Genomic DNA, 16,357 nt, shown 5'->3' on the forward strand with positions numbered 1-16,357 from the left:
CTGATGTTGACCTTTCAAACGACCAATATCTATCATAGAGAATAATTACGTTTAAGTGGTGGTTGCGCGGGATGTAAACCGATGCGAGAACTACTCACGATGTGGCGCGACACGCGGATGATCATGCTCGTCGCGGTCGTCGCGGCGGTGTACGCCGCTCTGTTGATCCCGTTCGCAGGGTTCGTAATCATTCCCGGAATCACATCGGTTCGACCCGGAAACGTGATTCCTATCCTGTTCGGTGTCACGTTCGGCCCGGCGGCCGCCTGGGGATCGGCCATCGGCAACCTGATCAACGACATCTTCACCGGACAGTTCGGACCAGGCAGCGCGTTCGGGATGGTCGGGAACTTCTTCTTCGGGATGCTCGCGTACAAGCTGTGGGGGAGCCTCGGCCCGCTTTCGAGCGGCGTCGAGCCGAACTTCCGCGAGAACGTCGGCCGCCAGCTCGTCGAGTTCGTCGCAGTCGCGGTCGCCGCTTCCGCGGCGTGTGCGGCGATCATCGCCTGGGGGCTGGAACTGCTCGGACTGTTCCCGTTCTCGGTGCTCGGGACGGTGATCTTCCTGAACAACACGATCGCGACGGTCGTCCTCGGGCCGCCGCTGTTGTTCCTCACGTACCCGCGGATCAAGCAGATGGGGCTGCTCTATCCCGACCTGTTGCACGACGAGGACCTCCCGGACACGAGCGCGGGGCGAGCCCAAACTGCGGCGTTCGGGCTGCTCGCGATCTCGCTCGCCTGGGCCGTCGTCGGCATTGCGATCTCGCTGGGGCTCTACGACGTCCCCTTCGCGGCCGGGCAAGAGGAGACCTTCCAGCAGGGCGGTGCGACCGTCCAGATCGCCCTCGGCGCTGTCGCGTTCCTGCTCCTGCTCGGGCTGACGGCCATCTCGGGCGAGCGCCTCTCGAAACTGCTCGAGTAATCCGCGCAGTTTTAGTCACAGCGTCGATCTCTACCAGATATCATGGGCACTGACTCGAGCGGGGGTACCGCCGCAGAACTGCGAGAGGTCGTCTTCGCGTACGAGCGCGGACTGGACCTCCCGGCGGCCGACTCGTTCGGCGACGACGAGGCGTACGATCCGGACGACCGGGGCGGCGCGGTGTTGCGCGGGCTCGACCTCGACGTCGCCGCCGACAGCTTCACCGTGGTGATGGGCGCAAGCGGCGGCGGCAAATCGACGCTGTTGCGCACGTTCAACGCCATCATTCCGAACTTCATCACCGGCACGTTCGACGGCAGCGTCGAGGTACTCGGCCGCGACGCGACCGCCGCACGCGTCCCGGAGATGGCCGACGACGTCGGAATGGTCCTCCAGGACTACGAATCCCAGCTGTTCGGGACCAGCGTCACCAGCGAAGTCGCGTTCGGCCCCGAGAACCTCGCCGTCCCGCCGGCGGACATCGATCCGCGCATCGACCACGCCCTCGAGGTCGTCGGCCTGGAGGATCTCGACCGGCGACGCCCGCCGGACGCCCTTTCGGGCGGGCAGAAACAGCGACTCGTCTTCGCGGGCGTCGTCGCGAACCACCCCGAACTGCTCCTGCTCGACGAGCCGACCAGCGACCTCGATCCCGCCGGGAGCCACGAGACGATCGACGTGATCCGCTCGCTGGCTGACGCCGACGTGCCGGACGCGCCCGAGGGCTGGGACGGCCCGGAGACGATCGTCATGGTCACCCACGAGATCGAGGAAGCCTTGCTGGCCGATCGTGCCGTCTTGCTGCGGGCCGGGCAGGTCTACCGCCAGGGACCGATCCGGGAGGTCTTCACCGACGTCGAGGCGCTCCGCGAGGCCCGCGTCGCCGTCCCGCCGGTCGTCGAGGTCTTCGACCGGCTGGGCTGGGACCGGGCGGACCTCCCGCTGTACCCCGACGAGGCCGTCGACGCGGTCCTCGAGCGCGACCTCTCCTGGACGCCGCCCGCGCGAGCGGGCGAGGACCTCCCCGGCGCGCCCGCCGGAACCGGGACGGACGCCGGCGACCCGGTGTTCGAACTCGAGAGGGTCGTCCACGAGTACGAGACCGACCGGGAGACGGTGCGAGCGGTCGACGGCGTCGACCTCACGATCCGCGAGGGCGAGGTCGTCGCGATCGTCGGCCACAACGGCAGCGGGAAGACGACCCTCGCGAAGCACTTCAACGGGCTGCTCGAGCCCGACGCGGGGAGCGCGCGCTGGCGCGGCCGCGAGGTCTCCGAGCTATCGATGAGCGAGGTCGGCCGCTCGGTCGGCTACGTCTTCCAGAACCCCGACCACCAGATCTTCGCCGACACCGTCCGCGAGGAGGTCGCCTTCGGCCCCGAGAACTTCGGCATGGAGGGCGAGGAACTCGAGCAGGCCGTCGCCGAGGCGATCGAGACGGTCGAACTCGACGGGCTGGAAGAGGCCGACCCGTTCAACCTCTCGAAGGGCCAGCGCCAGCGGGTCGCGCTCGCGTCGATCCTCGCGACCGATCCGGACGTGATCGTCTTCGACGAGCCGACGACGGGCCTCGACGCGACCCAGCGCGACCGGTTCATGGACCTCGTCGCCCGGCTCAACCGCGAGACCGGCGTCACCGTCGTGATGGTCACCCACAGCATGCACACCGTCGCCGAGTACGCCCCCCGGACCGTCGTGATGGCAGACGGGGAGAAGGTCCGCGACGGTCCGACCCGGGAACTGTTCGCCGACGAGTCGCTGCTCGAGCGGTGGAACCTCGAACCGCCCCAGCCCGTCGCGGTGTCGAACCGGTTGGCCCGGGAGACTGGCCAGGACGACGCCTTGCCGGCACTGTCGGTCGACGAACTGATCGCGGGCCTGGGCGGACCCGCGGCCGACGGCTCCGACGCCGGCTCGGACCCCACACCGACGGGCTCCTCCTCGGAGGTCGATGGTCGCACCGACGGCGGCCGCGACGCCGGCGAGAGCGGAGGTGATCGCCGGTGAGTTCCTCGCCGTCGCTGTACGTCGACCGCGACACGTTCCTCCACCGGCTGAACGCCCGCTCGAAGCTGGCGTTGCTCGTCGGCGTGTTCGTATCGGCGTACGTCTTCGGGAACCCGCTGTGGGTGTTCGTGCCGCTCGCGGCGTCGTTCGTCGCGCTCGTGGCCGTCGGCGGCTGGCCGAACTTCAGGCGGCTCTGGTTCATCGTCCTCGCGCTGTTCCTCGTCGGCTTCGCGGTGTGGCCGGCGTTTACGGAACCCGGCGGCGAGACCCTGCTGTCGACGCCGCTCGGCACGCTCACCGAGCGGGAACTGCTGTTCGCGCTGGGGCGCTCAGAGCGGATCGTCGCGTTCATCGTCGGCGGCCTGCTGTTCGTGACGACCACCTCGAACGAGGAGATCGTCGCCGGCATGCGGTCGCTGGGCATCCCGTTCGCGTTCTGTTTCGCCGTGGGTACCGCCCTGCGGCTGTTCCCGACGCTGCTGGGATCGGCCAACACGGTCCGGCAGGCCCAGGCCGCCCGCGGCCACGAGGTCGGCGGCAACAACCCGATCGGGCTGCTCCGCAGCTACATTCCGCTGTTGATCCCCGTGTTCATGACCGCGATCCGCAACGTCCAGACCCAGGCGATGGCGCTCGAGGCGCGCGGCTTCGACACGCGCGGGAAGCGGTCGTTCTACAACAACCAGCCATTCGGGGCGACCGACTGGCTGGTCGCCGCGTTCGGCCTCGCGCTCGCTGCGGCGGCGATCGCCCTCCGGCTGCAGGGGTACGGGGCGATCTAACGGTCGATCGTCGGGACTACCGCTCACGACTCGTCGACGGATCGTCGATGATCGGTTTCGGTATCTGCGCCTGGTGTTCCCACGGATCGGTCGCTGACGCAGCGATCGAATCACTCGAGAAATCGGTTGTTACGTTGACGGGAACTGTCCGTGGGCAGGCGACGTGATCACCACTGTTTATAGGCCGAGGTCGCCCTCGATTGGGTATGACTGACGACACCGATCCGTTGGCATGGACCCGCGACTACACCCCGATCCTCCGTTCGCTCGCCGACGAGTACGGCGAGACCACGCCCCTCGAGGGCTACAGCGTCGCGCTGGCGTCCCATCTCGAGCAGAAGACCGGCGTGTTGGTCGAGACCCTGCGGGACGCGGGAGCGACGGTGCTCGTCACGGGGAGCGAACCCTACAGCACCAAGGCCGAGGTCGTCGACGCGCTCCGCGACCAGGACCGGATCGAGACCTACGTCGAGGCCGGCATGTCCGAGGAGGAGTGGGAGAACGGCCAGCACGAACTGCTCGAGGCCGAACCCGACTTCATCCTCGACGACGGCTGCGAACTGATCGCGAAGGTCCACGCCGACCACCCCGACGTGGCCGAATCCGTGATCGGTGGCGGCGAGCAGACGACCGCCGGGATCACCCGTCTCGAGGCGATGGAGGACGAGGACGTCCTCGCGTTCCCGGTGTACGGCGTCAACGACACGCCGATGAAACACTACTTCGACAACGTCCACGGCACGGGCGAATCCTCGCTCGCGAACGTGATGATCACGACCAACACGATGCTCTCGGGCAAGACCGTCGTCGTCGGCGGCTACGGCTACTGCGGCCGGGGGATCGCCCGCAAGGCTCGCGGAATGGGTGCACAGACGATCGTCACCGAAGTCGACCCCCGGAAGGCGCTCGAGGCCCACATGGACGGCCACCGCATCGCGAGCATGGAGGAGGCCGCGGCCGAAGCCGACTACATCATCACGTCGACGGGCAACCGCGACGTCGTCCGCGACGAACACCTCGAGCACCTCCAGGACGGCGTCATCCTCGCGAACGCGGGCCACTTCGACGTCGAGATCGCCGTCCCCGCGCTCGAGGAGGCCGCGGAGCGGATCACCGAACCCCGCGACGGCGTGACGCGGTACCACCTCCCCGACGGTCGGCGGGTCAACCTCCTCGCCGAGGGGCGACTCGTCAACCTCACCGGCCCGCACAGCGGCGGTCACCCCGCCGAAGTGATGGACACGACGTTCGCGATGATGTTCGAGGCGGCTCGCGACATGCTCGCCGAGGGCCGCGGCGAGGACCTCGCGCCCGGCCTGTACGCCATGCCAGATCGCCTGGATCGAGCGGTCGCCGAACGGAAACTCGAGACGCTCGGGGCGTCGATCGACGAGTGGACCGACCGTCAGCGCGCGTACGCCGAAGAGTGGGAACACCCCGACAGTCCGTTCTAGCGACGATCGTCGATCGCAGGCACTGCCTCCGATCGACAGTCGGGGACTGGGGTTTCGGCTCGAGCGTTCGCCGGCGGTCGGCCGTGGACGGACCCGCTCGAGGCGGACGATTGACTGTGGCCGCGCGGCGGTGGTCCGAATCTGGTACCGTCGTCGGGTGGTCACAGATACCCGATTGCGGTTGGCACTCTCACGTTCTGGTGCTACTGTGGCGAACATATATCTATATATCTCCACTGACGGTGTGGTATTCCACAAGCGGAGGTCGCAGAGATATTATAAAACTTATTTAGGAGTAGTTTCAGAGAATAGCTCGAATGGTGGACGATAATTCCGCGATCCGGAACACTCGACGAACGTTTTTGGCAAGCGCTGGGGCTGCTGGTGCGTTCACGTTGGCTGGATGCCTCGGTGGCGATGGCAACGGTGACGGAAACGGTAACGGGAACGGAAACGGCAACGGGAACGGAAACGGCGGCAGCGGTGGCGGCGACACCATCACCTGGGTGATGAACCCGGCCGAGGACACGATCGACATCCAGGTCCAGTACCAGCCGCTGTTCGATCGGATCGAGGAGGAGTTCGACGTCCAGATCGACGGGATGCCGACACAGAGCTACTCCCACACGCTGGACGCCCTCGACCGTGCAGACGAGAACGAGATGATGTTCGCCGACACGTCGCCGGTCGCCGTCCCGGCGCTCGGACCCGACGCGATCGACGTCGTCGGGATGCGAGAGGCCTACGGCGCAGCACAGTACTTCGGCACGCTCGTGACGACGGCCGACAGCGGGATCACCGACGTATCCGAGCTGGAAGGCGAATCGGTTGCGATGGCCGACACCGGCTCGGTTTCGGGCGGCATCGCCCCGCTGTGGATGCTCCAGGACAACGGTCTCGACATCGGTAACGCCGCCCAGGGCGGGAGCGCCGAGGACTTCGTCCGTCGTGGCGGCGTCGCACACGACCTCGCGGTCGAGGAACTGATTCAGGACGATACCGTCGCGGCCGCAGGGGCAGGCGGATTCGCCTCGCTTCCGCACGTCCCCGCCGAACAGATCGAGGAGAACTTCCCGCAGGTGGCCGAAATCTCCGCCGAGATGAGCAATGCCGGCTCGCGCGAGCCGGAACTCCGCCTGCTGGACGCGTCGCCGCCGATCCCGCGCGCACCGATCGTCGTCAACGCCGACTGGGACGACGATCTCCGACACAGCATCGGCGAGTTCATGCGCGGTCTCTCCACCGACGAACTCGATCACGACGCCTTCGATCTGGCCGACGAACTCAACCTCGACCTGCCCGACGGCCTCCTCGAGGATTACAACGATCCGGACGCCAGCGCCGATCCGGACGAGTACGACCTGAGCGACGACCAGCTCGAGGATTGGCAGGAGTTCGACGACCACACGCTCTGGTTCACGGACATCGTCGAAGCCGACCACAACGACTACGAACCGATCCACGACTTCGCCGAAGACCTCGATCTCCCGCTCGAGCAGCTAGGGTAAGCCCCAAATAACCCCACTACCAACAACGGCCAACTGATGAGTAAAATAGTCGTCGACAATCTCAGAAAAACGTACGGTGACACCGTCGCTCTCGACAATATTTCGTTCGAGGTTCCCTCGGGTGAGTTCGTCATCATCCTCGGCGTCTCCGGGTCGGGGAAATCGACGCTCCTGCGGTGTATGTCCGCGCTCACCAAACCGACCGCAGGCGAAGTGCTGATCGACGGCGAGCCGATGGCGACGACGCGGCCGGAGGTGGCGATGATCTTCCAGCGACACAACATCATCGGCGACATGACGGCCTACTCGAACGCGCTCTCGGGCGGGATCAATCGGAGTGGCTTCATCGAGAGCGTCCTCCAGTTACAGGAGGACGACGAGAAACAGCGCGCGCTCGAGGCGCTGGACACGGTCGGCCTGCTCGACGAAGCCGAGAAGAAGGCCCGACGGATGAGCGGCGGTCAGCAACAGCGCGTCGGCATCGCGCGTGCGCTCACCCAACTTCCCGAGGTGTTGCTGGCCGACGAGCCAGTGGCGAGCCTCGACCCCGGGAGCGCACAGGACGTGATGAAGTACCTCCAGCGAGCCTCGAACCAGCGGGACCTGACGACGTTCATCAGTCTCCACCAGGTCAACATCGCCCGCAAGTACGGCCAGCGATTCATCGGGCTTCGGAACGGCCAGAAGGTGTTCGACGGCTATCGCGACGAGTTGACGATCGACGCGATCGACGAGATCTACGGTGACATCGACACCGAAGGGATGTTCGTGATGGACGACGACGAGACGGCGACGGACGAACCGGCAACCGAAAACCGAGGGACGGGGGCCGCACTGTGACCGATTCGGCCGATCCGGATCGATCGGAGGCGGTCACCGACGGCGGCACCGATCGATCGCAACCGCTCGAGTCCGCGAGTGCCGAGGTCAACGAACAGTACGAAAACATCCGACAGACCCGTCGGCGACGTGCGATCGGCTGGATCGTCGGCACCCTCGGTCTCCTGTTCATCACGCTGCAGGGCCTCGCAGCGACGGAGTTCTTCGACGACAACACGCGCTTTACCTGGAGCCACTTCGTCGAGCGGATGGGCGACTACTTCCCGACGACGGACTACGGCGGCGTTCCGTTCCTCGACGTCGGCACGTACTGGGAGTTCATCCAGGCGAACAATCTCATTTACGATCCCGAGGTGGGGGGCCTGCTCTTCCAGTTCCCGCCGGAGCTGTACAATTTCGTCTTCGGGGAGCTGGGCATGTTCACGATCTTCGGGGAGGCCGGGACGACGCTCGCGATGGGTCTGGTCGGGACGATCCTCGGCTTCCCGCTCGCGCTCGTGTTCAGCGTGTTCGGATCCGAACGCGTGACGCCGTTCCCGATCAACTTCATCTTCCGCGCGATCATGTCGTTCATCCGGGCGATTCCGGCGATCATCTGGGCGCTCATCTTCGTCGCTCTCGTCGGCCTCGGCGCGGCAGCAGCCACGCTCGCGATCGCGTTAAACACGATCGGGAACCTCGGTCGCCTGTTCGTCGAGGAACTCGAGGAACTCGAGGAAGGCCCCATCGAGGCGATGCGGACGACCGGCGCGAACAAGTCCCAGATCGTCTTCTTCGGGATGTTGAGCCAGGTCCGGACCTCGTTCATCGCCTGGACGCTCTATATCTTCGAAATCAACGTTCGCGCGGCCGTGACCGTCGGAGTCATCGGTGCCGGCGGCCTCGGTGCGGTCGTTCGGAATCAGGAGAACTTCCTCGCGTACGGCAACATGATGGCGACGCTATTCGTCATCTTCGTGCTCATCTTCGTCGTCGAACTGTTCAGCCAGCGCCTGCGTGCACGGCTGCGCTCCGACGAGGAGAAGATGGGCTGGCGCGAACTGCTCTTCGGCCTGCCGAACCGCTTCGCCCGGTCGCTGACGAAGTAACGCTACCGTCTTCTCTTCTCGGCGTTTCTCCTCTGGCGTCTCGTCCTCGAGCGATGCCACTCGCCCGTCGGCACTCCGCGATCGGCCGCGTCGAAATCCGGTCGGATTTTGTACCAGTACGCACGATGGGTCTGCGTGGCCCGTCCAACGTTGATCGTCTACTGTGGATTGCCGGGGGTCGGCAAGTCGGTGGCCTCGGCCTACACGGCGTCGAACTTGCCGGCCGAACGGTACCGCAGCGACGAAGTCCGCAAACAGCTGTTTCCCGACCCCGAGTACACGTCCGCGGAGACCCAGGCGACCTACGACGAACTCTTAGAGCGCGCCCGGGCCGACCTCGAGGCCGGCTCGAACGTCGTGCTCGACGCGACCTTCCGGACGACACGGCTCCGCGAGCGGGCGGCGACGCTCGCGGACGACGCCGGTGCCGACGTCGTGTTCACCCGCGTCACCTGCGACGCCGACGTCGTCGAGACGCGGCTCGAGGAGCGGACGAACTCCGTCAGCGACGCCGACCTCCGGGTGTACAATCTCGTCAAAGAGTCGTTCGAACCCCTCGAGCGCGACCACGTCGTGATCGACAACTCCGGCTCCCTCGAGGAGACCTACCGCCAGATCGATCGCTCGCTGTTGCCTCTGCAGCGCCAGTGAGCGACGACGGCGACCGTGGCGGGGTCCGCTAGCGTCGCGTCCCCTGCACCTCTTGTCCTCGGCGAGCCAGCCACGGGACCAGATCAGGGCGGCTAAGGGCCTCCCCGCACGAGACTCTGTATCTCCGGTATGACGACGATCAAGGACAGCGTTCACGACTACATCGAACTCGATCCGACCGCCGAGGCGCTGCTGGATACCGCGCCCATGCAGCGCCTGCGGGAGGTCAGACAGCTGAGTACCGTCCAGTTCGTCTACCCTTCCGCCAACCACACCCGGTTCGAACACAGCCTCGGCGTCTACCACCTCGCCTCGCGTGCCGTCGATCGCCTGGACCTCGAGCCGGACCTCGCGGATCGGCTCCGGGCCGCCGCGCTCGTCCACGACGTCGGGCACGGTCCCTTCGGCCACCAGACGGAGCCGGCGATCGAGCGCCACCTCGGGCGACACCACGACGAGATCGACTGGCTGCTCGAGCGGACGGAACTCGGCGACGTGCTCGCGGAGCGGGGGCTCGATCCGACGGCCATCGCGGCGACGGTCGACGGTCGCGGCCCGCTGGGCGAACTCGTCTCCGGCGCGCTGGACGTCGACCGGATGGACTACCTCGTGCGCGACGCCCACCACACGGGCGTCCCCTACGGGACGATCGACCACGCGCGCCTGCTGCACAACCTGCGGATCGTCGACGGCGAACTGGCGGTCGAGGAGGACACCGTCGCGACCGCCGAGAGCGCGCTGATCGCCCGCACGCTGATGAACGCGACCGTCTACCGCCACCACGTCTCCCGGATCGCCGGCGCGATGATCGATCGCGCGAGCGAGCGGTTGCTCGCCGACGGCGTCCTCGAGCCCGCGGAGTTTACTCGACTCACCGACGCCCAGTTGCTCGCGACGTTCGAAGAATACGGGCCGACGGCCGACGTATCGCGGCGCTTGCGGGAGCGGGAACTCTACAAGCGAGCGATCTGGGCCCGGCGGGAGACGGTTCCCGACCGGTTCGTCGGTCCCGACTACGACCGGACGCGCGCGCTCGAGCGCGACATCGCGGCCGAAGCCGGCGTCGATCCCGACGCCGTGATCCTCGACAGCCCCTCGGACGGGACCTCGCCCGAGTCCCGGGCCCGGATCGTCGTCGACGGCGACGTGCGCCGCCTCGCGGATCGCTCCTCGCTGGTCGCCGGACTCGATGCCTGTGCCCGCGAGATGTGGCGACTCGGCGTCTACGCCCCCGCGGACCACCTCGAGGCCGTTCGCGAGGCGGCCGCGTCGGTGCTCGAGATCGAGGCCGAGGTCGTCCACTGAGCGGGTTACTCCGTCGCGTTCGATCCCGGAGTTCCGCCGTTCTCCAGCCGCTGCTCGTACTTCTCGAGGGACTCCTCGAGCGCGTCGGCGGCGTCGATCTCGAGGGCGTCGGCGAGCGCGAGGACGGCGAACAGGACGTCGCCGATCTCGTCGGCGTTGATGGCGATGTCCTCGGGCGTGGTACCGTAGTCGGTCGATTCGTTGGCGTCCTTGGCGAGTTCGCCGACCTCGGAGGCCAGATCGAGCACGCGATACGCGGGCGGCGTCTCGAGGTCGTGACGCGCGACGAAGTCGGCCACTCGCTGTTGGGCGTCGTCCATGTCCGTCTCGAGGTTCCTGTCGACGGAAAACGCAATCGAAATGAATCGACGGAGCGTGCGGTAGCGGTATGGACGAACTCGCCCCGCTCGAGGCGACGGCGATCGAGGCCTGTACGGTCGGCGGCCGCTACCTGCGATCGGTCTACCGATCGGGCGAGACGGCGGCCGACCTGCGCGCACACGACGTGAAATCGAGCGCCGACACCGGGTCGGAGGATCGGATGCTCGAGGTGATCCGCTCGCGGTTTCCCGACCACCGGATCGACGCCGAGGAGTCTGGCGTCCACGAGGGGGCGGAGTACGAGTGGCTCGTCGACCCCCTCGACGGGACGAACAACTTCGAGTCGGGCCTGCCGTCGTTCGCGACGGCCGTGACGGTCGTCGATCTCGAGCACTGCGACCCCGTCCTCGGCGTCGTCTCCGTCCCGCTGCTCGACGATCTGTACGTCGGCCGGCGCGGCCGGGGCGTCCGGTACGACGGTCGCTCGGTCGCAGGTGACGAGGGGCAGACGGCCGACCCCGCGACGGCGACGGTCGTCTCGATCATCGGCCACGACGTGAAACGCGACCCGGAACACCGCGCGGTCTCGGAGGCGATCAATCGGGGCATCGAGGACCGGTGCAAGCGCCGTCTCGAGAGCTGGAGTCCGACGGTTCACTGGGGACTGCTCGCACGCGGGCGACTGGATGGGATCGTCTGTTATCGGCCCGATCGCGAGGAGCAACTGCTGGGGGAGCTGTTCGCCCGCGAGAGCGGACTCGAGACGGCCGCCGGCGAGGAGTGGTTCGTCGCCGCTGGTACCGATCCGGTGTTCGACGCGCTCCGGGCGATAGTCGACGAGCACGTCGATGCCGATCGCTGACTGCGTACGTCGACGCCGGCCGCTGACGGGTCCCCGTGGACCGTCCGCCACGCCAGCCGCTCGTGTAGGCGCTTGGCTGGCTCGGCCGCTGAACCGGCTCTCTCGTCGACCCCCTCGATGACCGAACGGGACTGCGACGTACGTGACCGCGAGTCGTTCGCCTCTCGACGCGAGTGCTCGAGGCTGGTGTCGCGGCTAGCGATACCCGAGTTCCTCCAGCCGTTCTAGTACTTCACTCTCGTCGTCGTATTCGATCTCCTCGGGTTCGTCGGTGCCGTCCTGCGTCTCCTCGGCGGTTTCGATCAGGTTGTCCAGGGTCGCTTCCAGGTCCCGGACGACATCGGGGTGATCGTCGGCCACGTTCGTCCGTTCGTCCGGGTCCGACTCCAGGTCGTAGAGTTGAATCGGCTCGCCGTGAGCGGTCTCGCAGTACCGACACGTCGGATCGTCGACGGCGCGAATGAGCTTCCACTCGTCGACCAACACCGAGCGGAACCGCTGCGTGTTCGCTTCCTCGAAGAACAGCGTATCGCGGCCGGGCCAGCCGTCGGTTCCCTCGAGAAGCGGGCGTACCGAGGTTCCGTCTGCATCCAGATCGGGGAGGTCCAGATACTCCGCAATGGTGGGTGCGACGTCGGTGATACTTACGAGTTCCGTCGATCGATCGACTGACTCGAACGGGGGGCGGACGATCAGCGGGATGCGAACAGTCGGCTCGTACAGTCCGTGGTGTTCGAAGTAGATCCCGTGTTCACCGAGCGACTCGCCGTGGTCGGCGAGGACGACGACCAGCGTCTCGTCTAACTGATTTGAAGCGCTGAGTACCTCGAGAAGCTCGTCGATCGTCCGATCCGCTTCGGTTGCGGCGGCGTCGTACTGGGCCCGCAACAGCGCCGTTCCGATTCCGACCTCGTGATCGGCCCACCGCTCGTTATCCTGGTTGCAGACCCCGCCCGGCTGGAGGCTGTTGTGGGTGATCGAGCCGGACGGGAACTCGTCGCGCAACTCGGACAACGGCTGGTTGTCGTACTCGTACTCCTCGAGATACGCCTCCACGAGTTCCGGATCGACGTCGTAGGGCGTGTGCGTGTCCATCAGATGCACGAGGGCAAAGAACTCGTCGTTCCCCTCGACGAACGACTCGAACTCGGCGACGATTTCGTCTTCGTCCTCGTTGTCTTTGCCGCCCGTGAGTTTGTTATAGATCGACGAGATCGTCTCTCCGATCGCCGGGTGCACGCCGTAGAGTGCGCTACTGATCACGTTTTCAGCGGCTTGACGGTACCAGTGCATGTCGGAGAGTTCCGGATACCGGGAGAAGCCCCGCTGGTGCCACCGGCCGAGGGGGCGACCGAACGCTCCCGTCGCGTACCCCTCCCGATCGAGGACCTGGGGGAGCGACTCGACGGATTCGACCCGTCGTTTCTCTTCGGCCGTAACGTGGGAGCCGTGATTTCTCACACCGTGTGTTTGGGGCAACTGCCCGGTCGTGAGGGACGTGAGCGCGGGATCCGTCGCGTTGATCGTCGTATACGCGCGCTCGAAGACGGTGCCTTCGGATGCGATCTCCTCGATAGTCGGTGTCACAGGCCGGCCCCCATAACAGGCTACCCGGTCCGTCCGGAGGGCATCGACGACAATCACGACGACGTTCATCCTAGTAGTGGCTTCCGCCCCCACCCAACGTAATTCTTTTCAGAGGCTACCAGAACCTGTTCGCTTCAGTGGATATGCTCGCTGGCTCGAGCCGCTCCGACAGCGGTGGTCCTCGCGGCGGTCGCTTTCGGTACGAATCCCTATCTTTTTCGTCGGTCGGTTGAGAACTGACAGTTCGAATCAATGGAGAAGGCGTTGTGGTACCTCATCGCCGGCACCCGCGGCGGTGAGAACAGGGCGCGAATCATCCGTGCGCTCGAGGAGCGTCCCCGCAACGCCAACCAGCTGGCCGAGGAACTGGACGTCGGCTACAACACGGTTCGACACCACCTCGAGATGCTCGAGGACCACGACGTCGTCGAACGCGGCGGCCGGACCTACGGCGAACTGTACTTCCTCACCGACCGCTTCGAACGCCACTGGGAGGAGTTCGAATCGATCACGGAGCAACTGGAGTGATACCGATGGCAATGTCAACGGAACTTACGGCGGCAGCGATCCTCTCGGCGGGGAACCTCGTACTGCTCGCGGTGCTCACCTACGTCTGGGTGCAGAACTACCGGCGGTTCAGAACGCCGCTGGTCGCCGGCTTGCTCGCCTTTAGCCTCGTGCTCGCGCTCGAGAACGCCGTGGCCATCTACTTCTTCTTCAGTTCGGGCATGTTCTACGCCTCGGATCCGACGGTCCAGTGGGTCGTCGCCCTGCTCCGCGGCCTGCAGTTCGTCGCGCTGGCGTTCCTGTCGTACGTCTCCCTGAAGTGAGACCGTCACACGGCGTTCCAGACCCGTTCGTAGCCGTAGTAGGTGGCCGTCTTGACGACGGTGGCCGCCAGCCCGATGTCGATCGCGACCCCCGGATCGCCGGTGACCGCGAGCGCGATGACGACCGTCGTCACCAACATCAGCACGCGGTAGCCCAGCGCCTTGCATAGCGCTCGGGATCGGGTCCCCCGCTCGAGGAGTCCGCCGGCGCTCGAGCAGGCTTCGCCCCCGCGGGTCGTCTCGCTCTCGACTCGTGGCGTCCGTTCGTTCGACATTGATGAGTTCGTGTGAGTTGGGAAGGTCGGTTCGGTGGCGGTCACTGCAGCGTCGCCCACGCCAGAAAGCAGAGGGCGACGAACTGAAGCCCGCGTAGCGCGGCTGCCGCGAGGAGCGCGGTCGCGGCGTCGGCGTACAGCATGCCCATGCCGAGGTGAAACCCTAGCGCGGCGAGGTTTTCGCCCGCCAACAGCAGCGCGAACAGCAGGAGCGCGAGCACCTGCCCGTTCCGGAATGTCCGGAAGTTCCGCAGCCAGACGGTCGCGAGCACGCCGAGCAACGCGAGGTTCAGCGCCGAGAGCACGACGGCGACGGCGACCAGCGACTGCGTGGCGTCCATCACGGCCGTGGGGTCTCCGTTCGGCGGGTCGGTCGGTGTGTCATGCCTCGATCGTTTGCGATACCCAGCCCGTCGCGCCGTCGGGTTTCGACCCGGAGGGCGTTTCGGTCTGGACTGCGCCGGAACCGTCGATCGCTCTGACGACGACCTCGTGGCTCTCGGCCGTCGGTTCGAACTCGTAGCGCCACTGACGCCAGGTGTCCCGGCCCGCGCGGTCGCTTCCCGTCCCGAGTTCGGGCGAGAGCTCCGCCTCGGTCCAGGTATCGCCGCCGTCCGTCGATACCTCGACGGCGTCGATCCCGTCCAGGCCGCCGTAGGCGTGGCCGCCGACCGTGATCGCGTCGCCCTCGCGGTCGACCGACCAGAGTTTGGCGACCGTCTCGACCTCGCCGGTGCCGTCCCAGCCGCGTTCCTCCCAGTAACCCTCGCGGTCCTCGGCCACGAGTTCGATCTCGTCGATCCACTTGACGTTCACCTCGCCCCAGTTGCCGGGGACGAGCAGTCGCACGGGGTGACCGTGTTCCCGCGGCAGCAGCCGGCCGTTCATCCCGTAGACGAGGTACGACCGCTCGAGTTCCGCGAGCGTGATCGTGTTCCAGTAGCCGTCGACGGCGTGGGCGACCACGTGTTCGGCCTCGTCGGTCGGGCCGGCCTCCTCGAGCAGGTCGGCGACGGGAACGCCGGTCCAGACGGCCATGTCCATCTCGCGGTCGTTCAGATCCTCGCCGACGCAGCGCAGCGTGCTGTAGAACCGGTCGGCGTCGCGGTCGCGGAGGTCGTCGTACGCGAGCGTCAGCTCCGAGTCGACGGCCCCGGTGAGCGACAGCGACCAGTCGTCGCGCTCGACGATCGGATCGATCGTGTTGATGTCGACCGTGTAGAACGAGCCGATCTCGCTGACCAGCCCCGGCGCGTCGGGGAGGTCGAACGCGGCGTCCTCGGCGTCGGAAAGCAGCGTTCGCTCGGCGATCGGCGGCTGGGTGCCGCCCTCGAGGTAGGGCACGCTCGAGTCGGGCGTTCGCCGCCGTCCGGCGACAGCGGAGAGGCCGGCGAACGTGAGGGTGCCGAAGCCGGCCTGGAGCGTGGCGCGCTTGCTCCGATCGACGGTCCGGTCGCGGCGCACGGACAGCGGGTCCCGCGCTGCGGCGACTTCGACGACGGCGACGACCGCGGCGGCCGGCACCGCGGCGGCGACGGCCGCGATCGGCGCGTTCGTCGTCGCGGCGGCGACCAGCCAAACCGCGACCAGCGTCAGCGGGATCGCCAGATACTGGACGTCGGCGAGGGCCTCGACCTCGAGGGGGAGCAGGATCGCCCCGGCGAGGAGCGCGACCACGAGCGCGAGTCCGAGCAGGAAGCTCGCCGGCTGGGCGAGCGACCCGAGCGCGTCGAGCACCGGATTGACGATCGCGGCCGGCATCACGTCGACGACGAACGAGGCGGCGGGATCGGCGACGAACGCGGGCGTCCGCCCGGCGTAGGCGAACGAGCCGCAGACGGCGGCGACGGCCGCGATCGTGGCGGTGAACGCCCGCCAGGTCGCGTGCGTGGTCGACAGCCGTGACAGTCTGTGGAACATGTG

17 protein-coding genes are annotated in these 16,357 nt (G+C 66.8%); 12 read left to right on the top strand and 5 right to left on the bottom strand.

The window, feature by feature from the left end:
* Positions 1-81: 81 nt before the first annotated feature.
* From TX79_RS18685 to TX79_RS18725, 9 genes are all read left to right on the top strand, one after another.
* Positions 82-924 (top strand): QueT transporter family protein, encoded by an 843-nt coding sequence (locus tag TX79_RS18685; protein ID WP_230198620.1) that lies wholly within the window; start codon positions 82-84, stop codon positions 922-924.
* Between the two features lie 42 nt (positions 925-966).
* Positions 967-2,931 carry an ABC transporter ATP-binding protein gene (locus tag TX79_RS18690; RefSeq protein WP_049929173.1) on the top strand — a complete coding sequence of 655 codons (1,965 nt, stop codon included), beginning with the start codon at positions 967-969 and terminating at the stop codon, positions 2,929-2,931.
* Positions 2,928-3,713, top strand: a complete 786-nt coding sequence (locus tag TX79_RS18695) for an energy-coupling factor transporter transmembrane component T family protein (RefSeq protein WP_049929175.1) — start codon at positions 2,928-2,930, stop codon at positions 3,711-3,713. Before TX79_RS18690 ends, TX79_RS18695 begins: the two co-directional genes overlap by 4 nt.
* A gap of 206 nt (positions 3,714-3,919) precedes the next feature.
* On the top strand, positions 3,920-5,167 hold the full coding sequence (locus TX79_RS18700) for an adenosylhomocysteinase (RefSeq protein ID WP_049929176.1): 1,248 nt from the start codon (positions 3,920-3,922) through the stop codon (positions 5,165-5,167).
* A gap of 395 nt (positions 5,168-5,562) precedes the next feature.
* Entirely contained in the window at positions 5,563-6,675 is a 1,113-nt protein-coding gene (locus TX79_RS18705) for a PhnD/SsuA/transferrin family substrate-binding protein (RefSeq protein ID WP_230198621.1), read from the top strand.
* 36 nt (positions 6,676-6,711) lie between these two features.
* Positions 6,712-7,515: a phosphonate ABC transporter ATP-binding protein gene (locus tag TX79_RS18710; protein ID WP_049929178.1), complete on the top strand. Its 804-nt coding sequence runs from the start codon at positions 6,712-6,714 to the stop codon at positions 7,513-7,515.
* On the top strand, positions 7,512-8,603 hold the full coding sequence (gene phnE / locus TX79_RS18715; RefSeq protein ID WP_049929179.1) for a phosphonate ABC transporter, permease protein PhnE: 1,092 nt from the start codon (positions 7,512-7,514) through the stop codon (positions 8,601-8,603). The genes TX79_RS18710 and phnE overlap by 4 nt, the downstream gene beginning before the upstream one ends.
* A gap of 135 nt (positions 8,604-8,738) precedes the next feature.
* Positions 8,739-9,254 carry an AAA family ATPase gene (locus TX79_RS18720; protein WP_081655649.1) on the top strand — a complete coding sequence of 172 codons (516 nt, stop codon included), beginning with the start codon at positions 8,739-8,741 and terminating at the stop codon, positions 9,252-9,254.
* A 129-nt stretch (positions 9,255-9,383) separates the two neighbouring features.
* The gene (locus TX79_RS18725; RefSeq protein ID WP_049929181.1) at positions 9,384-10,559 is read left to right on the top strand and encodes an HD domain-containing protein; all 1,176 of its coding nucleotides are present in this window, start codon (positions 9,384-9,386) and stop codon (positions 10,557-10,559) included.
* A gap of 5 nt (positions 10,560-10,564) precedes the next feature.
* Here the strand turns inward: TX79_RS18725 and TX79_RS18730 are convergent, their stop codons facing one another.
* Positions 10,565-10,879 (bottom strand): MazG nucleotide pyrophosphohydrolase domain-containing protein, encoded by a 315-nt coding sequence (locus TX79_RS18730; protein WP_049929182.1) that lies wholly within the window; start codon positions 10,877-10,879, stop codon positions 10,565-10,567.
* A 68-nt stretch (positions 10,880-10,947) separates the two neighbouring features.
* On the opposite strand from TX79_RS18730, the gene TX79_RS18735 reads away from it, so the two are divergent.
* On the top strand, positions 10,948-11,742 hold the full coding sequence (locus TX79_RS18735) for an inositol monophosphatase family protein (RefSeq protein ID WP_049929183.1): 795 nt from the start codon (positions 10,948-10,950) through the stop codon (positions 11,740-11,742).
* Positions 11,743-11,937: 195 nt separating this feature from the next.
* Here TX79_RS18735 and TX79_RS18740 read toward each other — a convergent pair whose 3' ends face one another.
* Positions 11,938-13,398, bottom strand: a complete 1,461-nt coding sequence (locus TX79_RS18740; protein ID WP_081655650.1) for a sulfatase family protein — start codon at positions 13,396-13,398, stop codon at positions 11,938-11,940.
* Between the two features lie 183 nt (positions 13,399-13,581).
* Between TX79_RS18740 and TX79_RS18745 the strand changes: the two genes are divergently transcribed.
* Together TX79_RS18745 and TX79_RS18750 are read left to right on the top strand one after the other, a co-directional pair.
* The gene (locus TX79_RS18745; RefSeq protein ID WP_049929184.1) at positions 13,582-13,857 is read left to right on the top strand and encodes an ArsR/SmtB family transcription factor; all 276 of its coding nucleotides are present in this window, start codon (positions 13,582-13,584) and stop codon (positions 13,855-13,857) included.
* 11 nt (positions 13,858-13,868) lie between these two features.
* The gene (locus TX79_RS18750) at positions 13,869-14,159 is read left to right on the top strand and encodes a hypothetical protein (RefSeq protein WP_049929186.1); all 291 of its coding nucleotides are present in this window, start codon (positions 13,869-13,871) and stop codon (positions 14,157-14,159) included.
* Between the two features lie 5 nt (positions 14,160-14,164).
* On the opposite strand, the gene TX79_RS18755 is transcribed toward TX79_RS18750, so the two are convergent.
* Genes TX79_RS18755 through TX79_RS18765 form a run of 3 tightly spaced genes read right to left on the bottom strand, consistent with a single transcriptional unit; the run spans position 14,165 to position 16,354 of the window.
* Positions 14,165-14,434, bottom strand: coding sequence for a DUF2061 domain-containing protein (locus TX79_RS18755; RefSeq protein ID WP_049929188.1), 270 nt, complete (start codon positions 14,432-14,434; stop codon positions 14,165-14,167).
* 41 nt (positions 14,435-14,475) lie between these two features.
* On the bottom strand, positions 14,476-14,775 hold the full coding sequence (locus TX79_RS18760; protein ID WP_049929189.1) for a hypothetical protein: 300 nt from the start codon (positions 14,773-14,775) through the stop codon (positions 14,476-14,478).
* A gap of 40 nt (positions 14,776-14,815) precedes the next feature.
* Complete coding sequence (locus tag TX79_RS18765) at positions 14,816-16,354, bottom strand: molybdopterin-dependent oxidoreductase (RefSeq protein WP_049929190.1); 1,539 nt, start codon at positions 16,352-16,354, stop codon at positions 14,816-14,818.
* Between the last annotated feature and the right edge of the window lie 3 nt (positions 16,355-16,357).

This window comes from Halopiger goleimassiliensis (assembly GCF_000455345.1).
In the GTDB taxonomy this organism is placed as follows: domain Archaea; phylum Halobacteriota; class Halobacteria; order Halobacteriales; family Natrialbaceae; genus Halopiger_A; species Halopiger_A goleimassiliensis.

What these genes read in the sequence shown, in the direction of transcription:
- TX79_RS18685 (WP_230198620.1), top strand. Translation starts at nt 82, where the DNA reads ATGCGAGAACTACTCACGATGTGGCGCGACACGCGGATGATCATGCTC.
- TX79_RS18690 (WP_049929173.1), top strand. Translation starts at nt 967, where the DNA reads ATGGGCACTGACTCGAGCGGGGGTACCGCCGCAGAACTGCGAGAGGTC.
- TX79_RS18700 (WP_049929176.1), top strand. Translation starts at nt 3,920, where the DNA reads ATGACTGACGACACCGATCCGTTGGCATGGACCCGCGACTACACCCCG.
- TX79_RS18710 (WP_049929178.1), top strand. Translation starts at nt 6,712, where the DNA reads ATGAGTAAAATAGTCGTCGACAATCTCAGAAAAACGTACGGTGACACC.
- TX79_RS18725 (WP_049929181.1), top strand. Translation starts at nt 9,384, where the DNA reads ATGACGACGATCAAGGACAGCGTTCACGACTACATCGAACTCGATCCG.
- TX79_RS18730 (WP_049929182.1), bottom strand. Translation starts at nt 10,879, where the DNA reads ATGGACGACGCCCAACAGCGAGTGGCCGACTTCGTCGCGCGTCACGAC.
- TX79_RS18735 (WP_049929183.1), top strand. Translation starts at nt 10,948, where the DNA reads ATGGACGAACTCGCCCCGCTCGAGGCGACGGCGATCGAGGCCTGTACG.
- TX79_RS18740 (WP_081655650.1), bottom strand. Translation starts at nt 13,398, where the DNA reads ATGAACGTCGTCGTGATTGTCGTCGATGCCCTCCGGACGGACCGGGTA.
- TX79_RS18745 (WP_049929184.1), top strand. Translation starts at nt 13,582, where the DNA reads ATGGAGAAGGCGTTGTGGTACCTCATCGCCGGCACCCGCGGCGGTGAG.
- TX79_RS18750 (WP_049929186.1), top strand. Translation starts at nt 13,869, where the DNA reads ATGTCAACGGAACTTACGGCGGCAGCGATCCTCTCGGCGGGGAACCTC.
- TX79_RS18755 (WP_049929188.1), bottom strand. Translation starts at nt 14,434, where the DNA reads ATGTCGAACGAACGGACGCCACGAGTCGAGAGCGAGACGACCCGCGGG.
- TX79_RS18760 (WP_049929189.1), bottom strand. Translation starts at nt 14,775, where the DNA reads ATGGACGCCACGCAGTCGCTGGTCGCCGTCGCCGTCGTGCTCTCGGCG.
- TX79_RS18765 (WP_049929190.1), bottom strand. Translation starts at nt 16,354, where the DNA reads ATGTTCCACAGACTGTCACGGCTGTCGACCACGCACGCGACCTGGCGG.